We start from the raw sequence: 18,502 nt of genomic DNA, 5'->3' as shown, positions 1-18,502 counted from the left end.
CGGCGGCGGGCGGTCCCCGGTCAGGCGCGGACCGCGCCGACCACGGCCCAGCCGCCGGAGCGCAGCCGCAGCAGCAGGGCGACCAGCCGGATCACCACGAAGAGGGTGAGCCCGGCCCAGATGCCGCCGAGCCCGAGGTCGAGCAGGTACGTCAGCCAGATCGCCGGCAGGAACCCGCCCACGGCCGCGACGATCGTGAGGTTGCGCAGGTAGCGCACGTCACCGGCACCGATCAGCACGCCGTCGAGGGCGAAGACCACACCGGCCAGCGGGAGCATCCCGACGAACCACGGCCACGCCACCATGGCCTGTTCGCGTACCTGGGGATCGGAGCTGAACCACCCGGGGACGACACCGGCGCCCGCGGCGACGAGGAGGGCGAACGCGGTGCCGCAGACGGCACCGAGCAGGCCGATCCGGCGGGCGAGGGCGCGCGCGCCGACGTCGTCACCGGCGCCCAGCGCGGCGCCGACCAGCGCCTGGGCGGCGATGGCGAGGGCGTCGAGCACCAGGGCGGCGAAGAAGAACAGTTGCACGGCGATCTGGTGGGCGCCGACCGCGGCGGCGCCGAAGCGCGCGGCGACGGCGGTGGCCGAGAGGAAGCTGGCCTGGAACGCGACGCCCCGGATCAGCAGGTCGCGGCTGAGCACGAGTTGCTGCCCGATCACCGTCGGCCGGGGACGCAGCGCGACCCGTTCGGCGGCCAGCGCGCTGACGAAGAGCACGCCGGAGAGCGTCTGGGCGGTCACGTTGGCCACCGCCGAGCCGACCAGGCCGAGCCCGGCCGGGTAGACCAGCAGCGGGCAGAGCAGCGCGGAGAGCAGGTTGGGCCCGAGGACGAACCACAGGGGGCGCCGCGTGTCCTGGACGCCGCGCAGCCACCCGTTGCCGGCGGCGGCGAGCAGCAGCCCGGGGGCGCCCAGCGCCGCGACGCGCAGCCACTGCGCGGCGGCGTCGGCCACCGCGCCGTCCTCGCCGGCGAGGGTACGCGCCAGCGTGCCGCCGCCGACCTGCATCCCGACCGCAACCAGCACCCCGATGCCCAGGGCAAGCCAGGACGCCTGGACGCCCTCGGCCACCGCGGAGGCCCGGTCACCGGCACCGAAGCGGCGGGCCGACCGCCCCGTGGTGCCGTACGCGACGATGGCACCGAGCCACGCGACGAGGGTCAGCACCGTGCCGCCGACGGCGAGCGCGGCGAGGGGAACCTGACCGAGGTGGCCGACGACGGCCGTGTCGACCAGGACGTAGAGCGGCTCGGCGGCCAGCACCACGAGGGCCGGCAGGGCGAGCGCGGCGATCCGCCGCGGCGACGCGGGTGGGGTGGCGGTGACGGCGGGCTGACTCATCGCCGCCGATCCTGGCACGCGCCGAGTAAGGGACGCAACAAGCCGCAGTGCTTACCGGGGCGTGTTTCCCGGTGGGGATCGCCGAACATGGTCGACGCCCGGCTCCGACGGCGTGCGAGCCGTCCGGCCGGGCGTCAACCGATCGACGTCATGGTCACTGACGGGTGTCCATCGAGGTCTGCAGCGCGCGGCGCATCTGCTCACGGGCCTCGTCGGTGGTCTCGGGCTTGGGCTTGCTCGGCATGGTGGTGGTCCCTTCCAGGGCGTGGGTCACCCGACGGCGACACGCACGGAGTCGTCCTGCTGCTGTGCGCCCGCAGCGGTCCGGGATCACCGGAGCGGCCGATGGGCGGCGCTAGCCGGGGTCGGTCCGACCCTGGAGGGAGGCGACGCCGGGTGCGGCCCCACCGCCCGTGACCGGGCGCCGTCAGAGGCGCCGGCCAGTTCCCAAGCTATCGTTCAGGTCCACATGGTTCGCGGTGCTTCCCGCCATTCGGACAGCCGGAACGCCGGCTCACCGGGCCAGGAAGTGCCAGCCCAGCCACCACCAGAAGCCCAGGAGTCCGATCCGGCCCACCGGCACCGAACCCACCTCGTAGCGCGTCACGTAGGCGCACACGTCGCCGAGGGTCGGGATCCGCGAGCCCTCCCGGCGCGCCGCCCACTCCACCGCGGCGAAGAGCACGAGCGAGGCCAGGAAGCCGCCGATCGCCAGGGTCCGCATCATCGCCGCACCAGGCCCCAGAACGCGGACAGCCAGCCCAGCCAGGCCGCGGACCGGACCAGCCGGTCCTCCAGCAGGGGGTCGGCCAGCCGGGAGAAGGTGGGGAAGTCGTCCCCCGCCGCCATCACGAAGGTGGCGCCCTCGAAGACCACGAAGACCACCACCGGCAGGGCCCACCAGGCCGCCCCGGCCCCGAGCCGGTGCGGTGCGGGACGGCGCGGCACCCGGTTGCTCAGACCGAGCCAGATCAGTACGCCGCCGGTGCCGAGCGTGTAGAGATTCGCCTCGGTCGAGAAGGACGCGAACCGGCCGCCGACCAAGGAGAGGCAGACGAGCACCGGCACGGCCACGGCCGGCCGGTCCCAGGCGCGGGGCGCCTCGACGGTGAGGTCGTGGGGTTGCTCCATCCCGTGATTCTCCCCGCGTTCCGACACGTCGGGAAGACGGACACTCCCCGGAGCTGTCCCTGATCTTCCCGGGCTCAGGCGGGGCCGGGCGTGAGGAGAGCGGCGCCGAGTTCGGCGCGAATGCTCCCCACGACCTCCTCGGCGGTGCCGCGCCCCGTGAAGCCGGCGGCGAACCGGTGGCCGCCGCCGCCCAGCGCGACCGCGACCCGGGACACGTCGACGGCGCCCTTGCTGCGCATCGACACCGCCCACTCGCCCGGACCGGTCTGCTTGACCACGCAGCTCACGTCCGCCTCGGCGGTGCACCGCACCGAGTCGATCAACGCCTCCAGGATGTACGGGCGCTGGTCGTGCCGGGTCAGGTCGTCGAGGGTCGCGTACGTCCAGACGAGACCGTGCCCGGCGGCGGCGGCAGGCTCCAACCGGGCCCGGCTCAGCACCTCGCCGAAGAGGCGGACGGCGCCGAACGGCCGGGTGTCGAAGACACGCCGGGAGATGTCGCCGGGGCGGATGCCGGTAGCCAGCAGCCGGGCCGCCATCGCGTGCACCGCCGGTGTGGTCGCCTCGAAGCGGAAGGAACCGGTGTCCGTGCTGAGCGCCACGTACAGGCACTCCGCGATGCTGGCGTCCAGCGGCACCCCGAGGCGGGTGAGCAGTTCCTCGACGACCACCGACGTGGCCGCGGCGTACGGGTCCACCAGGTTGACGCCGCCGAAACGCGTGTTGGACGCGTGGTGGTCGAGCACCAGCGCGGTGCCGGCGGTCTCCAGCCGGTCGACCAGCTCACCGAGGCGGGACTCGCTCGCCGCGTCGAAGCAGACCACGAGGTCCGGGTCCGGGTACGCCTCGCTCGCCGGCACCAGCAGGTCCAGACCGGGCAGGCCGCGGAACGGCTCCGGCACCTCGGGCGGGCCGGGGAACGTCGCCCGCAGTTGCCGGACACCCTGGTGACGCAGACCCAGGCCGAAGCCGAGCATGCTGCCCAGCGCATCGCCGTCGGGGTTGACGTGGCAGATCAACTGCACCCGGCCGTCCGGGGGCAGGTCCCGGACAGCGGCCACCGCGGCGGCCCACTCGGCCTCCGTCGGACCGGCCCCGGGCGGGATCGCCCCCGCCGGGGCGCGGTCGACCGTGAGGCCGGTCGAGCCGGCCGCGGCGCTGGTCACCGCCCGGCCCGGGGCGCGGTGTCGTCCTCGGCGTCCTCGTCGGCGTCCTCGGTGTCCTCGTCCTCGTCGACCTTGTACGGCTGGGCCTCGCCCGCGTACTCGGCCCGGGCGGCCAGCCGCTGGACCTCGGCGTCGGCGTTGCGCGCCTGCGCCAGCAGGTCGTCGATGTGCTTGACCTGGTCCTGCACGTCGTCCAGGACGAAGGTCAGGGTCGGCGAGTGCCGCAGCCCGAGGGCCTTGCCGACGGTGCTGCGCAGCATGCCCTTCGCACTCTCCAGGGCCGCCGCCGTGCCCGCCTGGGCCGCCGCGTCGCCGAGCACCGTGTAGAAGACGGTGGCGTCGCGCAGGTCAGCGGTGATCCGGGCGTCGGTGATGGTGATCATGCCGAGCCGCGGATCCTTGATCTGGCTCCGCACCACCGACGCGACCAGTTCGCGCACCCGCTCCGCGTGCCGGCGTACCTTGGCCGGATCCGACATCTCGCCACCTCCACGGCGTCCCGCTCCCGGCCGCCGGACGACGCGCAGCGTCACCGGCCGACCGGCCAACAACTCGAACACTACCTTCGCGGCCCGCACCCCCGGGCGTCACCGTCGGTGTCTCGGACCACGCCCGTCCCGGTGACCCCAACACGTCCGCGCCCGGTCGCGGCGTCACACCCGGTGACGCCGGTCGGGACGGGCCCCGGCGGGGGCCGGTCCCGACCGGACTAGTCGTCCTCGCCGTAGAGGCGCCGGCGCACCGAGAGCAGCTCGGCCTCGGGCCGACCGGCCACCAGGCGCTCACAGGAATCGAGCACCTCGCGGACGTGCGCCGCCTCGGCGGCCACCACCGCCACGGCGATCTCCGCCCGGCCGTGCAGGTCGAGCGCACCCACCTCGGCGGCCGACACCTCGAAGCGACGCAGCGCCGCGACGATCGGCCGTACATATGATCTCTTGGCCTTGAGCGACCGGGAGTCGCCCGGCAGGAGCAGGTCGAAGACCGCGGTTCCGGTGAACATCACCACCGACGTTACGGACAACCCCGGACATGATCAAGGGGTTTACGCCAGACCGGCGTAAACCCCTCGACCACTGTTGTCAGCCGCGGATCAGGCGCGAACCTTCTCCCGCATCTCGAAGGTCTCGATGATGTCGCCGACCTGGACGTTGTTGTAACCACCCAGGGTCAGACCACACTCGAAGCCCTCGCGAACCTCCGTGGCGTCGTCCTTGAACCGCTTGAGCGAGCTCACGGTGAGGTTGTCCGCCACCACCGCCCCGTCGCGCAGCAGGCGCGCCTTGGCGTTGCGCCGGATGACACCCGACCGGACGATGCAGCCGGAGATGTTGCCGATCTTGGACGAACGGAACACGTCGCGGATCTCCGCGGTGCCCAGCTCGACCTCCTCGTACTCCGGCTTGAGCAGGCCCTTGAGCGCCGCCTCGATCTCCTCGATGGCCTGGTAGATGACGGTGTAGTACCGGATCTCCACGCCCTCGCGGTCGGCCATCTCACGGACCTTGTTGGAGGCCCGCACGTTGAAGCCGATGATCGTGACCGGCTCCGACGAGGCGCTGGCCAGCATGACGTTGCTCTCGGTGATCGCGCCGACACCCCGGTCGAGGACCTTGAGCTGGACCTCCTCGGGGATGTCGAGGTTGAACAGCGCGTCCTCGAGCGCCTCCACCGAACCGGAGACGTCGCCCTTGAGCACCAGGTTGAGCGAGGTCTTCTCGCCCTCCTTGAGCTGCTCCATGAGCGTCTCGAGAGTCGCCCGGCCACGGGAGTTGGCGAATGCCGCCGCCCGCCGCCGCGCCTGCCGCTGCTCGGCGATCTGCCGCACCGTGCGGTCGTCCGCCGCGGCGAGGAAGGTGTCGCCGGCGCTCGGCACCGCGGTCAGACCCAGGACCAGGACCGGACGTGCCGGACCTGCCTCGGCGACCTGGTTGCCGTTCTCGTCGAGCATCGCCCGGACCCGGCCGTGCGCCCCACCGGCGACGATCGAGTCGCCCGCCCGCAGGGTGCCCTTCTGCACGAGCACCGTCGCCACCGCACCGCGGCCCTTGTCCAGGTGCGCCTCGATGGCCACACCCTGCGCCGGCCCGTCGATCGGAGCGGTCAGCTCCAGCGACGCGTCGGCGGTCAGCAGGACGGCCTCGAGAAGCTCCTCGATGCCGATGCCCGGCTTGGCCGCCACGTTGACGAACATGGTCTCGCCGCCGTACTCCTCGGCGACCAGGCCGTACTCGGTCAGTTGCTGGCGGACCTTGTCCGGGTTCGCCTCCGGCTTGTCGACCTTGTTGACCGCCACCACGATCGGCACGTCGGCCGCCTTGGCGTGGTTCAACGCCTCGATCGTCTGCGGCATGACGCCGTCGTCCGCCGCGACCACCAGGATCACGACGTCCGTCACCTGGGCACCACGGGCACGCATGGCGGTGAACGCCTCGTGACCCGGGGTGTCGATGAAGGTCACCGCGCGGTCGTTGCCCTCGTGCGGGACGTGGACCTGGTAGGCACCGATGTGCTGGGTGATGCCACCCGCCTCGCCGGCCACGACGTTCGCCTTACGGATCGCGTCGAGCAGCTTGGTCTTACCGTGGTCGACGTGACCCATGACGGTCACGACCGGCGCACGGGTGACCAGGCGCTCCTCGGCGACCTCGGCGTCGAGGTCGATGTTGAACTGCGCGAGCAGCTCGCGGTCCTCGTCCTCCGGGCTGACGATCTGCACGTCGAAACCGAGGTGCTCACCCAGCAGCAGCAGGGTGTCGTCGGAGCACGACTGGGTCGCCGTCACCATCTCGCCCAGGTTGAACATCTCCTGGACCAGCGAACCCGGGTTGGCGTTGATCTTGTCGGCGAAGTCCGACAGCGAGGCGCCACGGGAGAGCCGGACGACCTGACCCTGACCCCGGGGAGCACCCGAGCTCATGGTCGGGGCCGACAGGTTGTCGAACTCCTGTCTGCGCTGCTTCTTGGACTTGCGACCGCGGGTCGGCCGGCCACCCGGACGCCCGAAGGCACCCGCGGCACCGCCGCCACGGCCACGACCGCCGCCACCGGGACGACCGCCGCCACCGGCCGGGGCACCCGGACGGAAACCGCCGCCGGGAGCACCGCCACCGCCGCCGGGACCGCCACGGTAGCCACCGCCACCGCCGGCACCGCCGCCGCCACCGGGACCGCCACGGAAGCCACCGCCACCGCCGGCACCGCCGCCGCCACCGGGACCGCCGCGGAAGCCACCGCCGCCGCCACCGGGACGACCCGCGCCGCCACCGGGACCGCCACGACCGCCACCGGGACCGCCGGGGCGACCCGTGGTCGGACGCTGACTCGGCATGGAAGCCGGGCTCGGCCGCGGGGGCATGGAGGCCGGGCTCGGCCGCGGCGGCATGCCCGCCGGGCTGGGCCGGGGGCCACCGGCACCAGCGGCCGGCGGCCGCTGCTGGCCGCCCTGGATGCCGAACGGGTTGTTACCGGCGCCGCGCGCCGGCGGACGACCGCCCGGACGGGCACCCGGACCCGGGGTCGGCGCGCCGGGACGACCGGCGGCCGGCGTACCGGGACGCGAGGGAACCGCGTTCGGGCCCGGACGCGGACCCGGACGGGGACCACCCTCGGTGGGGGGCTCCCGCCGGACGTTCTCACGCTGCTGCTGGCGAGCGGCCTGCGCGGCCTTGACCGCGGCCTCCTGCTCGGCCTTCAGCGCGGCGGCACGCGCCTCCGCGGCCGCCACCTCGATGTCGTGTGCGCTCGCCGGCTTGGCGACCGGGGCCGCCGGCTGCGGCGGGCCGGGAACCGGACCCTTGGGCTTCGGACCGGGTGCCGGCGCGGCCGGCCGCCGGGGCGGCATCGGCTTGGCCGAGACCCGGGGCGCGCCCGGGGACGGGGACGGCGTCGGGGTCGATGCCGGGCTCGAGGCCGCCGCCGGCGTGGCGGTCGGCGCCGAGGAACCACCGGCGGACGCGACGAAAGCGCCACGCAGCCGTCGGGCGACGGGCGCCTCGACGGTGCTGGACGCTGACTTGACGAACTCGCCCATCTCCTTGAGTTTGGCGAGAACGGTCTTGCTTTCGACCCCGAGCTCCTTGGCTAGCTCGTGTACGCGGGCCTTACCTGCCACTGCACTCCTCACTCCGAGGTCGTGCGGGCAGCACCCGCAGCGACCTCACTCCTGCACTTGAAGCCTGGTCATTTCAGGGACTTCATCGTGTGCTCATGTCGGTCGTCCTACCTTGCTAGCGACCCTCGTCCGCTCGGGTTGACCGGACGTAGTGGTTGGCGCATCGACGTGCTCCGCCAGCTCCCGGTGGTCAGGGACCCCGGTTACGCGCAGCGCCCGCCCGAAGGCGCGCCGCCGCACCGCCTGCGCAAAGCAGGCCGGATCCGGGTGCATGTTCGCTCCCCGACCCGGCAGTATGCGGGCCGGATCAGGTCGGAGGCTGTGTCCAGCCTCGTCACCAACCGCGACGATCCGCAACAATTCGCTGGCCGGCGCACGTCGCCGGCAACCCACACAGGTGCGCACCGGCGCCACGCGTCGTACCACTGGTGAAAGTCTACCCCTAGCTGCCCGAGATCGCTCCGCCCGGCTCCGGGACGTGATCAGCTCCGCTCCGGTTTGCCGCACCCGCCTGCTCCGCGTCGGACCGAATGTCGATCCGCCAACCGGTCAGACGGGCGGCAAGACGGGCATTCTGCCCCTCCCGGCCGATCGCCAGCGAGAGTTGGAAGTCCGGAACGGTCACCCTCGCGGCCCGACCGGCCAGGTCGACCACCTCGACCCGCAGGGCCTTGGCCGGCGAGAGCGCGTTGCCGACGAAGGTCGCCGGGTCGTCCGACCAGTCGATGATGTCGATCTTCTCACCGTGCAGCTCGCTCATCACCGCGCGCACCCGCTGCCCCATGGGGCCGATGCAGGCGCCCTTGGCGTTCACGCCGGGGGTGGTGGACCGGACCGCGATCTTCGTACGGTGACCTGCCTCACGCGCGATGGCGCCGATCTCCACCGTGCCGTCGGCGATCTCCGGCACCTCCAGGGCGAAGAGCTTCTTCACCAGCGCCGGATGCGACCGGGACAGCGTGATCTGCGGCCCGCGCATCCCCTTGGCCACGTGCACCACCACGCAGCGGATCCGCTCGCCGTGGGCGTACCGCTCGCCGGGCACCTGCTCCGACTGCGGCAGCACGCCCTCCAGCTTGCCCAGGTCGACGCTGACGATGCCCTTCTCCGCCCGCGCCTCGTGCGCCTGCACGACGCCGGTCACCAGGTCGCCGTCGCGGCCCACGTACTCGCCGAAGTGCACCTCGTCGGTGGCCTCCCGCAGTCGCTGGAGGATCACCTGCTTGGCGGTCATGGCGGCGATCCGGCCGAAGTCGTGCGGGGTGTCGTCCCACTCCCGCACCACGGTGCCGTCGTCGTCCATCTCCTGCGCGTACACCAGGGCCGCGCCGGTCTTACGGTCGATCTCCACCCGGGCGTGGGACTCCGCACCCTCGGTGTGCCGGTAGGCGGTCAGCAACGCGGTCTCGATCGCCGCGAGGATCGTGTCGAACGGGATCTCCCGCTCGCGCTCGAGTGCGCGCAGCGCCGCGAGGTCGATGTTCACCTCTCCTCGTCCTCCACATCATCGTCGTCGTCAAAGTCGTCAAGATCTTCAGTGTCGTCGGCCCCGTCCACCGCGTCGTCGAGGCGGGTGAACTCCACCTGCACGCGGCCGGGGCCGAGCGCGGAGTGGGTGAAATCGGCCTGGCCGCCCTCGGTCTCCAGCGTCACCCGCTCGTCGTCCGCGGCCAGGATCCGGCCGGTGACCTGCCGGTCGCCGCCCTGCGCGGCACGGGCGGTCACCTTGACCAGCCGGCCGACGTTGCGCCGCCAGTGCCGGGGCAGCGTCAGCGGCCGGTCCACGCCGGGGGAACTCACCTCGAGCTGGTACTCGCCGGCCACGATGTCGCCGCCGGCCTCCTCGGCCTCGTCCAGCGCGGCGGAGACGGCCCGCGAGACGTCGGCGACCGCGTCCAGGTTGACGCCGCCGTCCGCGTCCACGATCACCCGCACGACGTGCCGGCGACCGGCCCGGGAGACGGAGAGGTCCTCGAGGTCGTAACCGGCCGCGACGACCACGGGTTCGATGACCTCGCGCAGGCGGGCACGGCGGGCGGCGAGGTCGCCGCGCGGTCCGCGCTCCCCGCCACGGGGGCCCTCGGGACGCCGCGGTCGCCCGGTCGGCCCCGTCGGCCTGGTGGCCCGGCCACGCTGCGTCATCTGGCGCACCCTTCTCCTGCTCGCGGCGTCCGGTCGGACGCCATGCCGGTACACCACCGGAGCGATCGCGCCGGTGGCGTGCAGAGCGTAACGCGCCGGTCCGGCACCGGCCCGGGCGGCGCACCGACGCCGATGACCCCGGGACCGGCCAGGATGGTGTTGACTTGTCCGGTGGCGACGGGAAGAACGACAGAGCGCGACGGCGCAACCGGACATTCGCGGCGTGATCTGCTGCGAGCCGGCGCCCTGTTGGCGCTCGGCGGCGCGACGGCTTCGCTGACCGGCTGTGATCCTTTCGACCGCGACGGGGACCCGGCGCCGGTGGTCGACCCTCTCGCGCCCCTGGTCGAGGAGGCGCTCGCGCTCGCCGCGGCCCACACCGACGCCGCCGCCGCGCACCCCACGCTCGCCGGCCGGCTCACGCCGATCGCCGAGGCCCACCGCGCGCACGCCGCCGAACTGGCGAGCCTGTCCCGCACCACGCCGCCGACGGCGTCCGCCCCGGCGTCGCCGGCGACCGGGGGTGCTCCGGCCGCCGCGCTGGCCGCCCTGCGGGAGCGCGAGCGCGCCGGTCGGGAGAGCGCGACGAAGGCCTGCGCGGAGGCTCCGGCGGACCGCGCCGCACTGCTCGCGTCCATCGTCGCCGCCCGCGCCACGCACCTGGAGGTGCTGCGATGACCGCGCCGACCGGGCCCGCCGAGGCGCTCGGCGCCGCGCTGACCGCCGAGTACGCGGCCATCTGGGCCTACGGCCCGATCGGCGTACGCCTCACCGACGCCGCCCGCACCGCCGCGCGGGAGGCGGAGGCCGCGCACCGGCGCCGCCGCGACGCCCTGGTGGTGCAGCTCAGCACCTCCGGTGGCACCGTCCCGGCGGACCGCGCCGGGTACACGCTGCCGTACCCGGTGACGGACCGGACGAGCGCGCTGCGACTGGCGGTGGAGGTGGAGGAGCGCACGGCCGCGTTCTGGCGGGCGGCCGTCGCGGCGACCACCGGCCCGGACCGGGACCGCGCCCTCGCCGCCCTGGTGGACTACGCGGTCCGGGCGACCCGGTTCCGGCGGATCGCGGGGATCACCCCGTCGACGGTGGCGTTCCCCGGCCGTCCCACCTGACGCCGGGTCGCCCGCCGCGCAGCGCTCCGGTTGCGGTCCGCATACCAGGTATGCATACTCCGTGAGCATGTCCATCCGCCACGGCCTGCTCGCCCTGCTCGAGCGCGGCCAGATGTACGGCTACCAGTTGCGCGCCGCGTTCGAGGAGTCGACCGGTTCCACCTGGCCGCTGAACATCGGGCAGGTCTACACCACCCTCGCCCGGCTGGAACGCGACGGGCTGGTCCGCTCGTTGCCGGAGAGCGAGGCGGGGCAGCGCCCGTACGAGATCACCGACGCCGGCCGAGCCGACCTGACCCTGTGGTTCGCCACCCCGATCAGTCGCACCGACCGTCCCCGGGACGAGCTGGCCATCAAGCTCGCGCTGGCCCTCACCACCCCCGGCGTCGACGTGCGGTCGGTGGTGCAGACCCAGCGCAGCGCCACCATGCGGACGCTCCAGGAATTGACGCGGCTCAAGTACGCCAGCGACCGGCCGGAGGACCTACCCTGGCGGCTGGTGCTGGACGCGATGGTGTTCCAGGCCGAGGCGGAGGTCCGCTGGCTGGACCACTGCGAGAGCAGCCTGGTGCGACACCGCCCGACCGTGACCGGCTCCCCCGTGACGACGCCGACGGCCGGAGCCACCGGGGCGGTGGAGCGTACGGACGAGGAGGCACGACGGTGACCACGACCGACGGCGCGGTCCTCGACGTCCGCGAGGTGCACCGCACCCACGGCGCCGGTCCGGCGGCCGTGCACGCGCTGCGCGGGGTCAGCCTCACCGTCGCGCCGGGCGAACTGGTCGCCGTCATGGGTCCCTCCGGGTCGGGCAAGTCGACCCTGCTGGCCCTAGCCGGCGGTCTGGACAGCCCGAGCGCCGGCCAGGTACGCGTGGACGGACAGCTGCTCGGCGACCTGGACCGACGCCGCCTCGCGCAGCTGCGCCGCCGTCGGGTCGGCTACATCTTCCAGAACCTCAACCTGATCGCCAGCCTCACCGCGGCGGAGAACGTCGCGCTCCCCCTCGAACTGGACGGGACCGGCGTCCGACAGGCCCGCCGCCTCGCCCTCGACGCGCTGACCGAGGTGGGCCTGCCCGACCTGGGCGACCGCTTCCCGGACCAGCTCTCCGGCGGTCAGCAGCAGCGGGTCGCCATCGCCCGGGCCCTGGTCGGCGAGCGCCGGCTGGTCCTCGCCGACGAGCCGACCGGCGCCCTGGACTCGCAGACCGGCGAGGCCGTGCTGCACCTGCTGCGACAGCGGGTCGACGCCGGGGCAGCCGGGGTGCTGGTCACCCACGAGGCCCGGCACGCCGCGTGGGCGGACCGGGTGGTGTTCCTGCGGGACGGGGTGCTGGTCGACTCGACCGCACCCCTGGGCGACGTCACGCAACTGCTCACCGGCAGCGGTCGGTGAGGCCGGCCCGGTTCACCGGCACGGTCGCGTCGTGGCGGGTCGCGCTGCGGGTGGCCCGGCGGGAGGCGCGCCGGGCAGGCGGGCGTACGGCGATGATCCTGGTGATGATCGTCCTGCCGGTGCTCGGCCTGTCGTTCACCGCGGCGACCTGGGACATGTCGAACCTCACCCGGGCGGAGCGGATCGACCAGCAGCTCGGCGCCGCCGACGCGGAGCTGCTGCCGGTCATGTCGGTGCCGGTCGTGCAGACCGCGTGGGGTGACGGGTGGGGCCCACGCGACAGCGAGAGCGTGTCCACCGGTGCGGTCGATCCCGCGACGGCCGCCGAACTGCTCCCGGCCGGGTCCCGGATGCTGCCGGTGCAGCGACAGGCCTATTTCGACGCCCTGGTCGGCGACCGTGTCGACGACACCGTGGCGGCGCGGGCCGTCGATCTGACCGACCCGCTCGGGCGTGGGCTGACCCGGTCCCTGCGCGGCCGGGCACCGGTCGGCCCGGACGAGATCGCGGTCAACGACGCCGCGTCGGACCGGCTCCGGGTCCGCCTCGGGGACCGGGTGACCTCCGGGGACGGCTCCCGCACCTGGACGGTCGTCGGGGTGGTCGAGTTCCCGGACCAGCTCGGCCCGGTCGTGGCGCTGCCGCCGGAGGCACCGGCACGACCGGGAGGCGTGGAGCACACCCTGCTGGTCGACCTGCCCGGCGCCGTCGACGCCGACCTGGTCCGGCGGCTGAACGACCACGGCTTCGTGGTGAAGGCCCGTACTCCCGCGCCCGGTACGGTGCCCGGTACGGCGACCCGGTACGGGGAGTTCGCCTCGACGATGGACCTGGAGGGCATGAGCACCGCCGTGCTCGTCGGCGGGCTCGGGCTGCTGGAGGTCGTGCTGCTCGTCGGACCCGCCTTCGCGGTGGGCGTACGCCGACGACGCCGGGACCTCGCGCTGGTCGCGGTGGCCGGTGGGGACGCCGTTCACCTGCGTCGGATCGTCCTGGCCGACGGGCTGGTGCTGGGTGCGGTCGGCGCCGCCGTGGGCGTGCTGCTCGGCGTCGCCGCCGCCGTCGCGGTCCGACCGCTGAGCGAGCGGTACCTGTTCCAGGCGCGCTTCGGCGGATACCGCTTCATGCCGGAGGCGCTGCTGCTGATCGCCGCCGTCGCGGTCCTGGCCGGCGTGCTCGCCGCGCTGGTGCCGGCGTGGACGGCCGCCCGGCAGGACGTGTTGGCAGGACTGGCCGGGCGGCGCAGCCCGGCGGCGTACCGGCATTGGTGGCCGGTACTCGGCGCGGCGCTCGTCGCGGTCGGTGCCGGCATCGCCGCCGTGGGCGCGAACCGGACGTCGCCGACGGTGGTCCTCGCCGGCCTGGTCCTCGGCGAACTCGGCCTGGTCTGTGCCACCCCGGCACTGGTCGGGCTGATAGCGCGCCTCGGCCACGCCCTGCCGGTCGCGCTCCGGATCGCCCTGCGCGACGCCAGCCGCAACCGGTCCTCGGCCGCCCCGGCCATCTCGGCGGTGATGGCGGCGGTGGCCGCGAGCGTCACCCTCGGCGCCTACATCGCCAGCGAGGACGCCCGCAACACGCGGGTGTACGAGCCGCACCTGCCGGCCGGGAGCGTGCTGGTCAGCCGGACGGACCCGGGGTACCCGACCGGCCCACCCGACCGGGCCCGGGTCGTCGAGGCCGCCCGGGCGCACCTGGGCAGCGCGGTGACTCCCGTACCGATGGTGCAGGCCGGCTGCGGCACCGACAGCAATGCCTGCCAGGTGTTGCCGGTGCTGCCGCCGGACCGGGCCTGCCCGTGGTTTCCGGGGGTCGAGCTGAGCGAGGGCGATCGCCGGCGGGCCCGGGCGGACGAGCGCTGCCGGGGCGACCTGGAGGATGTCTACGGGGGCTACTTCGAGGTGACCGTGGACGACGGCGCGTCCCTGCCGATCCTCCTCGGCGCCGATCCGTCCGCGACGGCGGCCGGCACGGCCGTGCTGCGGGCCGGAGGGGCGGTGGTGACCGATCCGCGGTACGTGGTCGACGGGCGGTTGACGGTCGGCGTGGATCGCACGGCCAACCCGGAGGTGACGGCCACCGACACCACCACCGTCCCCGGGTACGCGGTGGACGTCGACCTCGCCCTGCCACGCCTCGTGCTCTCCCGCCCGGCCGCCGAACGGCTGAGCCTGACTCCGCAGCACACGGGGTGGGCGTTCAGCGCCGACGGTGTGGTCGACCCGGAGCGACGGGAGCGGTTCGCCACCGCGCTCCGGCCGCTCGGCGGGGTGCACGTGACGGCCGAGGAGGACGTCCAGACCCCCGTCCGCCCCTTCCTGCTCCTACTGGCCGCGGCGGCCGGGGTGATCGCGGTGGGTGCCACCGGTGCGGCCACCGGCCTCGCGGCGGCCGAGGGCCGCGCCGACCTGTCCACCCTCGCGGCGGTCGGTGCCGGACCGGGCGTACGCCGGGTCCTCTCCCTCTGCCAGGCCGGGGTGATCGCCACGGTCGGGTCGCTGCTCGGGATCGTCGCCGGCCTGGGAACGGCCCTGATCATCCTGACCGCCCTCAACCGCCACCACTCCGGCACCTGGCCGGTCGAGCCCGCGTTTCCGCTGGTGGTCCCGTGGAGCACGCTCAGCGTGCTGGTCGTGGTGCCGATGGTCGCCATGCTGGGCGCCGGCCTGTTCACCCGCTCCCGGCTGCCGGTCGAGCGCCGTCTCGACTGACGCCGCGAGAGGACCCGGTTCCGGGGGTGCCGCCCGGGTCGGCCAACCGGCACACTGACACCCGTGTCCGTACTGGGAACCCTCACCCGCCGCGTCGGTCACCACCGCTGGTTCGGCGCCGCCGCCCGCCTGCTCGTCCCCGCCGACCGTCTGGTCGGCCGGCTCACCCGGGGTCGGGTGGTCGCACTGGGGCTCATCCCCTCGCTGGTCATCACGACCACCGGCCGCCGCTCCGGCGTGCCGCGCAGCAACCCCCTGCTGTACGTGCCGGACGGCGACGCGTACGTGGTGATCGGCTCCAACTGGGGCCAGACGCACCAGCCCGGCTGGGCCATGAACCTGCTCGCCGACCCGTCGGCCGAGGTGGACGTCAAGGGGCGCCGGCTGCCGGTGCGCGCCGAGGTCGCCACGGGCGCCGAACGGGAACGGCTGTGGCAGCTCCTGGTCGCCGAGTGGCCCGCCTACCGCACGTACGTCCAGCGTGCCGGCGGCCGGGAGATCCGCATCTTCCGGCTGGTGCCGACCGGGCGCGGCGCCCCGACCGGACCGGACGCCCGCGACTAGGCTGGTGCGGTGACCGACGGCGTCCCCGGCGTGGCCGTGCAGCGGGCCGGGCGGTCCGAGCCGGCGTGAGGTGAGCGGCGTGGACGTGCGGGACGGGGCCGACGAGGCGTACCTCGACGATCCACGGTGGACGGTGGCGGAACGGGTCGCCGCCGCCGTACGGCGGCGTTTCCCCGCCGACGTGCTGGCCGTGGCGGTGCACGGCCCGCTGGCCCACGGCGACGACGACGGCGGGGGCGACGGCGAGGTCGGGCTGCTGGTGGCGACGTACCGGCCCGGCGGCGGACCACCCGCGTCGACCCGACGCGTCGACGGTGTCCTGGTCGACCTGACCGTGACGGCCGCGGACGACTACCTCCGGCAGGCACAGGTGATCACGGCGCTGTGGCCGCTGACCGCCGACCGGTACGTCACCACCCGGGCCCTGCACGACCCGACCGGCTGGCTGCGGACGCTGCGCGACGAGCACCTCGGCCGGCTGGCCCGGGCGCGACCGGGCGAGTTCAGCACCGCCGCCCGCCGGGCCTGGTACCGGGGTAGCGCGGCGCACGCCCGGGCCGCCCGGCTGGCCGAGTGGTACGAGACGGACCAGGCACTGCTGATGCTCGGCGAGGCCCGACTGGCCGCGGCGACGGTGCACGGCCTGCTCAGCCGCACCTACTTCCGCGACCCCGGTGACGCGGTACGGCGCACCGGGCTGGCCGGCGCGGACATGACCGAGGTGGGCGCGGTGCTGGCCCGCCAGGCCGATGAGCTGGCCGCGCGGGGCCGTCCGGTGGACGGCACCGTCGACGACCTGCTCGACGGCTGACCGGTCCTACAGCCCGCCCTGGACGCCGATCAGGGTGCCGATCCCGTACGTGGCGGCGGCGGCCAGCGCGCCGAGCAGGAGCTGACGCAGGCCGCTGAGCAGCCAGGACCGGGCGGTGAAGCGGGCGACGACGGCACCGGCGACGAACAGGCCCACCCCGCCGACGGCCAGCGCCAGCCACAGGCTGGTCGCGCCGAACAGGTACGTCAGCAGCGGCACCAGGGCACCGACGGAGAAGAACAGGAACGACGAGATCGCCGCCGCCCGGGGGCTGGGCTGGTCGTCGGGGTCGACGCCCAGCTCCTCCCGGACGTGGACCCGCAGGGCCTCCTCCGGGTTGCGCCGCACCGCCTCGGCGACCTGCATGGCGAGGTCCCGGGGGAGGCCCCGGGCCACCCACGCCTCGGCCAGCTCACGCGCCTCCGCCTCCGGGTGCCGTTCCAGCTCCCGGCGCTCCTTGGCCACCTCGGCGGCCACCTGCTCGTTGGCCGAGCGGACGCTCGTGTACTCCCCCAGGCCCATGGAGATGGCGCCGGCCACCAGGCCCGCGGTGCCGGTGAGCACGATGCTGCGGGGCGAGACACCGCCGCCGCCCACGCCCGCGATCAGGGCGATGTTGGTGACCAGACCGTCCATCGCGCCGAACACCGCCGGCCGCAACCAGCCGCCGGACACGTCCGCGTGGTGCGCCTCCCGCAGCGCCGCCGGTGCGTCGGTCACGGCAGGGTCAGGATCTCGTGGCCGTCCTCGGTCACCACGATCGTGTGCTCGAACTGCGCGGTCCACTTCCGGTCCTTGGTCACCACGGTCCACCCGTCGTCCCACATGTCGTACTGGTAGGTGCCGAGGGTGATCATCGGCTCGATGGTGAACGTCATGCCCGGTTCCATGACGTCGGTGGGCCGTGGGCTGTCGTAGTGCGGCACGAAGAGCCCACTGTGGAACGCCTCCCCGATGCCGTGGCCGGTGAAGTCCCGGACCACGCCGTAGCCGAAGCGCTTCGCGTACGACTCGATCACGCGGCCGATCACGTTGATCTGACGGCCCGGCGCCACCGCCCGGATCCCGCGCATCATCGCCTCGTGGGTGCGCTCGACCAGCAGGCGCGCCTCCTCGCTCACCTCGCCCACGCAGAAGGTGGCGTCGGTGTCGCCGTGCACCCCGTCGAGGTACGCCGTGACGTCCACGTTGATGATGTCGCCGTCCCGGAGCACCGTGGAGTCCGGGATGCCGTGGCAGATCACCTCGTTGAGGCTGGTGCAGCAGGACTTGGGGAAGCCCTTGTAGCCCAGCGTCGAGGGGTACGCGCCGTGGTCGCAGAGGAACTCGTGCACCACCCGGTCGATCTCGTCGGTGGTCACCCCCGGCTTGCAGTACTCCCCGGCGAGCTGGGTCGCCCGCGCCGCGAGCCGCCCGGCGACGCGCATCTTCTCGATGGTCTCCGCCGTCTGCACGTGCGAGCCACGCCACTCCCGGGGACGTGACTTGCCCACGTACTCCGGTCGCGGGATGTGGGCGGGCACAGGCCGCCAGGGGGAGAGCGTGCCTGGGGTCAGCGGCGCACGGACGGTCATGACCCAAGCCTATCGCCGGCCTTCCGGGTGACCCGCGCCACCGCCGACCGCTGGCGGTTGTTGCCCCGCCAGGTCCGCTGTGCCATGGTGTCACCGTGGATCAAGGGGGCGCACCTCCCGTCTTCTCCGCGAGCGCGGAGCTCGACGGTGATCACCTCCGTGTCGTGGTGACCGGCGAGGTGGACATGGCCACCGCCGACACGATGCTGCAGACCGTCCTGCGCGAGCCGGCCCGACAGGTCACGCTCGACCTGCGCGCGGTCACCTTCTTCGACTCGGCCGCCATCCACGCCGTCGTACGGCTCGCCCAGCAATACCCCGGCACACTCGACGTGCTGCCGTCGCGCCAGGTCGGCCGGGTGCTGGAGATCTCCGGCCTGGGCGACCAGGCCTGGCTCCGCGGCGCCTGACCGGTCCGCGGGCGGCG

The 18,502-nt window shown here is 74.1% G+C and carries 20 protein-coding genes; 8 read left to right on the top strand and 12 right to left on the bottom strand.

Going from position 1 to position 18,502, the window contains the following annotated elements; genetic code table 11:
• Nucleotides 1-20 precede the first annotated feature (20 nt).
• From ACTMSW_RS09825 to rimP, 10 genes are all read right to left on the bottom strand, one after another.
• On the bottom strand, nucleotides 21-1,349 hold the full coding sequence (locus ACTMSW_RS09825; RefSeq protein WP_441180227.1) for an MATE family efflux transporter: 1,329 nt from the start codon (nucleotides 1,347-1,349) through the stop codon (nucleotides 21-23).
• A 514-nt stretch (nucleotides 1,350-1,863) separates the two neighbouring features.
• Nucleotides 1,864-2,073 (bottom strand): DUF6186 family protein, encoded by a 210-nt coding sequence (locus ACTMSW_RS09820; protein ID WP_441180626.1) that lies wholly within the window; start codon nucleotides 2,071-2,073, stop codon nucleotides 1,864-1,866.
• Complete coding sequence (locus ACTMSW_RS09815; protein ID WP_357037788.1) at nucleotides 2,073-2,480, bottom strand: hypothetical protein; 408 nt, start codon at nucleotides 2,478-2,480, stop codon at nucleotides 2,073-2,075. The genes ACTMSW_RS09820 and ACTMSW_RS09815 overlap by 1 nt, the downstream gene beginning before the upstream one ends.
• Before the next feature lie 74 nt (nucleotides 2,481-2,554).
• Entirely contained in the window at nucleotides 2,555-3,586 is a 1,032-nt protein-coding gene (locus ACTMSW_RS09810) for a DHH family phosphoesterase (protein WP_441180625.1), read from the bottom strand.
• Between the two features lie 56 nt (nucleotides 3,587-3,642).
• Nucleotides 3,643-4,125, bottom strand: coding sequence for a 30S ribosome-binding factor RbfA (gene rbfA, locus ACTMSW_RS09805; RefSeq protein WP_441180226.1), 483 nt, complete (start codon nucleotides 4,123-4,125; stop codon nucleotides 3,643-3,645).
• A gap of 230 nt (nucleotides 4,126-4,355) precedes the next feature.
• The gene (locus tag ACTMSW_RS09800; protein WP_357037782.1) at nucleotides 4,356-4,649 is read right to left on the bottom strand and encodes a DUF503 domain-containing protein; all 294 of its coding nucleotides are present in this window, start codon (nucleotides 4,647-4,649) and stop codon (nucleotides 4,356-4,358) included.
• A gap of 90 nt (nucleotides 4,650-4,739) precedes the next feature.
• Nucleotides 4,740-7,760, bottom strand: coding sequence for a translation initiation factor IF-2 (gene infB / locus ACTMSW_RS09795; protein WP_441180225.1), 3,021 nt, complete (start codon nucleotides 7,758-7,760; stop codon nucleotides 4,740-4,742).
• Between the two features lie 93 nt (nucleotides 7,761-7,853).
• Nucleotides 7,854-8,186: a YlxR family protein gene (locus ACTMSW_RS09790; protein ID WP_357041181.1), complete on the bottom strand. Its 333-nt coding sequence runs from the start codon at nucleotides 8,184-8,186 to the stop codon at nucleotides 7,854-7,856.
• A 16-nt stretch (nucleotides 8,187-8,202) separates the two neighbouring features.
• Nucleotides 8,203-9,246: a transcription termination factor NusA gene (gene nusA, locus ACTMSW_RS09785; RefSeq protein ID WP_441180224.1), complete on the bottom strand. Its 1,044-nt coding sequence runs from the start codon at nucleotides 9,244-9,246 to the stop codon at nucleotides 8,203-8,205.
• The gene (gene rimP, locus ACTMSW_RS09780) at nucleotides 9,243-9,902 is read right to left on the bottom strand and encodes a ribosome maturation factor RimP (protein ID WP_441180223.1); all 660 of its coding nucleotides are present in this window, start codon (nucleotides 9,900-9,902) and stop codon (nucleotides 9,243-9,245) included. Before rimP ends, nusA begins: the two co-directional genes overlap by 4 nt.
• A gap of 228 nt (nucleotides 9,903-10,130) precedes the next feature.
• Between rimP and ACTMSW_RS09775 the strand changes: the two genes are divergently transcribed.
• The 7 genes from ACTMSW_RS09775 to ACTMSW_RS09745 all read left to right on the top strand — a co-directional run bounded on the left by ACTMSW_RS09775 (nucleotide 10,131) and on the right by ACTMSW_RS09745 (nucleotide 16,501).
• Nucleotides 10,131-10,580, top strand: coding sequence for a hypothetical protein (locus ACTMSW_RS09775; RefSeq protein WP_441180624.1), 450 nt, complete (start codon nucleotides 10,131-10,133; stop codon nucleotides 10,578-10,580).
• Nucleotides 10,577-11,017: a ferritin-like domain-containing protein gene (locus tag ACTMSW_RS09770; RefSeq protein WP_441180222.1), complete on the top strand. Its 441-nt coding sequence runs from the start codon at nucleotides 10,577-10,579 to the stop codon at nucleotides 11,015-11,017. Before ACTMSW_RS09775 ends, ACTMSW_RS09770 begins: the two co-directional genes overlap by 4 nt.
• 67 nt (nucleotides 11,018-11,084) lie before the next feature.
• Nucleotides 11,085-11,684, top strand: coding sequence for a PadR family transcriptional regulator (locus ACTMSW_RS09765; protein WP_441180221.1), 600 nt, complete (start codon nucleotides 11,085-11,087; stop codon nucleotides 11,682-11,684).
• Nucleotides 11,681-12,415 (top strand): ABC transporter ATP-binding protein, encoded by a 735-nt coding sequence (locus ACTMSW_RS09760; protein WP_441180220.1) that lies wholly within the window; start codon nucleotides 11,681-11,683, stop codon nucleotides 12,413-12,415. Before ACTMSW_RS09765 ends, ACTMSW_RS09760 begins: the two co-directional genes overlap by 4 nt.
• Nucleotides 12,412-15,126, top strand: a complete 2,715-nt coding sequence (locus ACTMSW_RS09755; protein ID WP_441180219.1) for an FtsX-like permease family protein — start codon at nucleotides 12,412-12,414, stop codon at nucleotides 15,124-15,126. The genes ACTMSW_RS09760 and ACTMSW_RS09755 overlap by 4 nt, the downstream gene beginning before the upstream one ends.
• A gap of 63 nt (nucleotides 15,127-15,189) precedes the next feature.
• Entirely contained in the window at nucleotides 15,190-15,690 is a 501-nt protein-coding gene (locus ACTMSW_RS09750; RefSeq protein WP_441180218.1) for a nitroreductase/quinone reductase family protein, read from the top strand.
• Nucleotides 15,691-15,775: 85 nt separating this feature from the next.
• The gene (locus ACTMSW_RS09745; RefSeq protein ID WP_441180623.1) at nucleotides 15,776-16,501 is read left to right on the top strand and encodes a nucleotidyltransferase domain-containing protein; all 726 of its coding nucleotides are present in this window, start codon (nucleotides 15,776-15,778) and stop codon (nucleotides 16,499-16,501) included.
• 6 nt (nucleotides 16,502-16,507) lie between these two features.
• On the opposite strand, the gene ACTMSW_RS09740 is transcribed toward ACTMSW_RS09745, so the two are convergent.
• Both ACTMSW_RS09740 and map read right to left on the bottom strand, forming a co-directional pair.
• On the bottom strand, nucleotides 16,508-17,221 hold the full coding sequence (locus tag ACTMSW_RS09740; RefSeq protein ID WP_441180217.1) for a VIT1/CCC1 transporter family protein: 714 nt from the start codon (nucleotides 17,219-17,221) through the stop codon (nucleotides 16,508-16,510).
• The gene (map, locus tag ACTMSW_RS09735; RefSeq protein WP_441180216.1) at nucleotides 17,218-18,075 is read right to left on the bottom strand and encodes a type I methionyl aminopeptidase; all 858 of its coding nucleotides are present in this window, start codon (nucleotides 18,073-18,075) and stop codon (nucleotides 17,218-17,220) included. The genes ACTMSW_RS09740 and map overlap by 4 nt, the downstream gene beginning before the upstream one ends.
• A gap of 95 nt (nucleotides 18,076-18,170) precedes the next feature.
• On the opposite strand from map, the gene ACTMSW_RS09730 reads away from it, so the two are divergent.
• Nucleotides 18,171-18,485 carry an STAS domain-containing protein gene (locus ACTMSW_RS09730; RefSeq protein WP_441180215.1) on the top strand — a complete coding sequence of 105 codons (315 nt, stop codon included), beginning with the start codon at nucleotides 18,171-18,173 and terminating at the stop codon, nucleotides 18,483-18,485.
• Nucleotides 18,486-18,502: the final 17 nt, after the last annotated feature.

The sequence above is a fragment of the Micromonospora sp. BQ11 genome, assembly GCF_052068135.1.
In the GTDB taxonomy this organism is placed as follows: domain Bacteria; phylum Actinomycetota; class Actinomycetes; order Mycobacteriales; family Micromonosporaceae; genus Micromonospora.
The sequence above is the reverse complement of the archived record's forward strand: the minus strand, read 5'-3'. Positions and strand labels throughout refer to the sequence as shown.